This is a genomic window from Hyella patelloides LEGE 07179 (assembly GCF_900659865.1).
Classification (GTDB): domain Bacteria; phylum Cyanobacteriota; class Cyanobacteriia; order Cyanobacteriales; family Xenococcaceae; genus Hyella; species Hyella patelloides.
The window spans coordinates 1-2,887 of sequence record NZ_LR214223.1 but is presented as its reverse complement, the minus strand read 5'-3'; the positions used below and the strand labels follow the sequence as shown (position 1 = coordinate 2,887).

General features: G+C 34.0%; 2 protein-coding genes and 1 pseudogene. 1 reads left to right on the top strand and 2 read right to left on the bottom strand.

Translation table 11 applies throughout. The annotated features are described in order from the left end of the window. Positions 1-53 precede the first annotated feature (53 nt). Complete coding sequence (locus H1P_RS36910; protein WP_186376281.1) at positions 54-194, top strand: hypothetical protein; 141 nt, start codon at positions 54-56, stop codon at positions 192-194. Between the two features lie 20 nt (positions 195-214). Here the strand turns inward: H1P_RS36910 and H1P_RS32455 are convergent, their stop codons facing one another. Both H1P_RS32455 and H1P_RS32450 read right to left on the bottom strand, forming a co-directional pair. Continuing rightward, the gene (locus H1P_RS32455; protein ID WP_144875480.1) at positions 215-580 is read right to left on the bottom strand and encodes a KGK domain-containing protein; all 366 of its coding nucleotides are present in this window, start codon (positions 578-580) and stop codon (positions 215-217) included. Between the two features lie 81 nt (positions 581-661). Then, a pseudogene (locus H1P_RS32450) lies at positions 662-2,758 on the bottom strand (dynamin family protein); the annotation flags it as partial. Positions 2,759-2,887 lie beyond the last annotated feature (129 nt).

Below are 2,887 nucleotides of genomic sequence, written 5' to 3'. Positions count from 1 at the left end.
TTGACCGAGGCGTTAGACTATATGAGCAATAATTTACCATTGTTGCTTTCTTTTTGCCATTAATTTGGTTTGATGCTTGTTTTATTCACGATCGCATTTCTTGGTTCGAGAATGAAACAGCCCTACCCAAAGTTGGGGGGTTAGGGGGGTTAGGGGGGCTAAATCAACTCGCCTTACCCAATAAAATTAATTAGTCACAACACTACGATTACGGCTAATAATTATTGATTTCTTGTCTTACGCTATCTAATTCTGATTCTACTTTTTCTGGTTCATCAGGAATAAACTCTATAGAAACATTAATTTTAAATTTTCCTTTTTGCCAATAGTCACTTCCTACTTTTAAAATTTCGCAATCTACTCCTTCAGTGAAATAGTTACTATGAGAAGGATTTTTTCCCGAACCACCTGGAAAAATATTTATTTGATATGATTTTAGTGATTCGTGTAACTGTTTTCCTAAATTACCTTTAAATACTTTGGATACTGCATCTATTATTTTCTGAACTCTGTATGTTCCACTGCTAAATTCTAAAGCATCGTTTTCTGAACATTGTTTTATTTTAAAATTATCTTCCATGTTTTTTTCTCAATAAAATTATTGTTTTCCATTAAAAATTTTGGTTAGGGCGTATGCCATACGCCCCTACGGTGATGAATATTATGAATCTATCGCTGTTAGAATGGGTTCAAAATCGCTGTGATAACCATTATTTTGATTAATAGTATCTTGTTTAACAGTAGAATCTGGCGATTGATTAACAGCTATTGTGGGTAGAAGATGCTCGAATAACTTCATTGTAGATAAGCAATTATTAATATCCGAAACTGCTAGATTGTATTGTTTTATTTTCTGTTCAATATCTTGTTGTAATTTTCGATTATGAGCAATTTTCGCGATCGCTTCTTGTTCTAAAGTTTGTTCTAAATTGGCTTTTGCTTGGGGATATTGTTGCAGTATATTATCTCCCTGTTGTTTCGCCATTGGTAATAGTTGAGTCTTTAAAGTTTCGTTGACAGCTTGACGAAAATTACGGTAAATTGTCGCAGATACTTTTGGTTCAAAATCGAGCTTTAAAAGTTGTCTAATAGCGGGTTCTGCTTGTACCATACTGGCGCAATCATAGCCTTGAGATGTCTGTTGTAAGGTTTGCCTAAATTGATAGATGGAAAAGGTATTTTCATCATAGAAACGAGGACTTTCTCTAACATACTTATCGCATTCTATTTTAGCTACGTTTCTTAGTGCATGAATTAGTTGTTGTTCTAATTGTTGTAGCTGAGTTTCTAAATTAGAATCATTGTTTAATAGGTGATATAGTTGACGATAATATTCTTGGTTTTTAATGCGATCGCTTAATCTTTGGCAAAAGTTTTTAACTAGATTTTCTGAGGTTGCTATTAAGACATCTTCTAATTCATTAGCAATATAATAAAGAGCCTCTACTAAAATAGCAATTAGGGGTGCAGTAGCATTTCTAGAATGAGATAAAGTTGCAGCACTATAAGCATCTTGCACGGAAAAAGTTTGTAATAGTTCGTCTAGACGACTAACCATTTTTGCTTTTAGTTGTTGGAAGTCTGCTTCAAAATGTTGATCGTTATTAGTAATAATTGAATTTACTTCTTGTTCTAGATGTTGAGCTAATTCTGTCCCTACTTGTTGTAGTTGTTGATTTAAGTTACCCAATTCTTGAGCTTTCATTGCTTCAATTTCTTGAGGTTGACTATCTAATTCTTGTAATTGTTGGAGATAATGTTGTTGCAGTTTTTGACATAAAGGCTGTAAGTCATCCGCTAAAGAAGCAAACAGTTGCGGGCGTTTTTCTTCTGTAAGGTAACGAGTAATAGCATCACGAAAACCTTCAATACCACTATCAGTAATTAGCTGTTTAATTAAAGGTTGTCCCCACTCATTAAGAATTCTAGTATAGTTTTCATTAGGGGTTTCGTAACCATGAACTGAAACTCTAAATTGAGTACCTGCTAATTTACCAGAGGCACAATAATTATTAAACTCGCTAACAAATTGGGGTGTTTCTTCTTCTCCTCCTATCCCTTTAATACTTTCAGAAAATAAAGAATCTAAACTAAAGCGATCGCTACTATTAGTTTTGAGAATTTGACTACCATAAAAACCTAATAAACCACTGGTTTTATAAATCCTTTGATTACCCTGAAACTGAGTAGCAATTAAACTATCTAAACGCTGTCTTAACTGTCCAGCATACCAAGTTTCGTCAATACGATTAAAGACAGAAAAAACACGATCTTTGATTCCTAAATTAGAGCGCATTCTTTCAATTAATTCAGTTTCTTCGGAAGTCATTTCTCCCGCAGCAGCAGCTTTTAAAACGCAAATTACCGCCGACGTATCGGGATGTTCTATTTTGCTATAAGTAAGTTCTGCATCTTTTTTTACTGGTGCATCGATACCAGGCGTATCTACTAAGACATTGCCATCTTTTAACAGAGGATGATGACAGTAATACTCAACTTTTTTTAACACTGAACTATTACTACCACGTCTGGCATAACTAGCAGCTTCAGCCAAATTAGAAAAGTTAAACTCTTCCATTGAATAGGTAGTATGGTTATGGGAGTGAATGCGATCGCGATTGTTATTAAATCCTTCTAATAGTAAGCTTAATGCTTTGGCTTTTTTGGCTTTTTCAGACTTACTTTCACCACCTTCTCGCTCAATCAGATGATTACATTCATGTTGCACTTTTTCGATAATTAAAGGTTCAGTAATACTACGAACCTATCCCACTAATAATAGATAAAATAAGAAGGTTGTAACTAAACGACTGAAGATGCCAGGCAAATTTGAGGGATTAAATGACCTAGAGTGGAAGCTATTTCAAGATATTTTTCCTAAAAAGAA

Coding starts and splice junctions, on each gene's coding strand:
- H1P_RS32455 (WP_144875480.1), bottom strand. CDS start 580: ATGGAAGATAATTTTAAAATAAAACAATGTTCAGAAAACGATGCTTTA.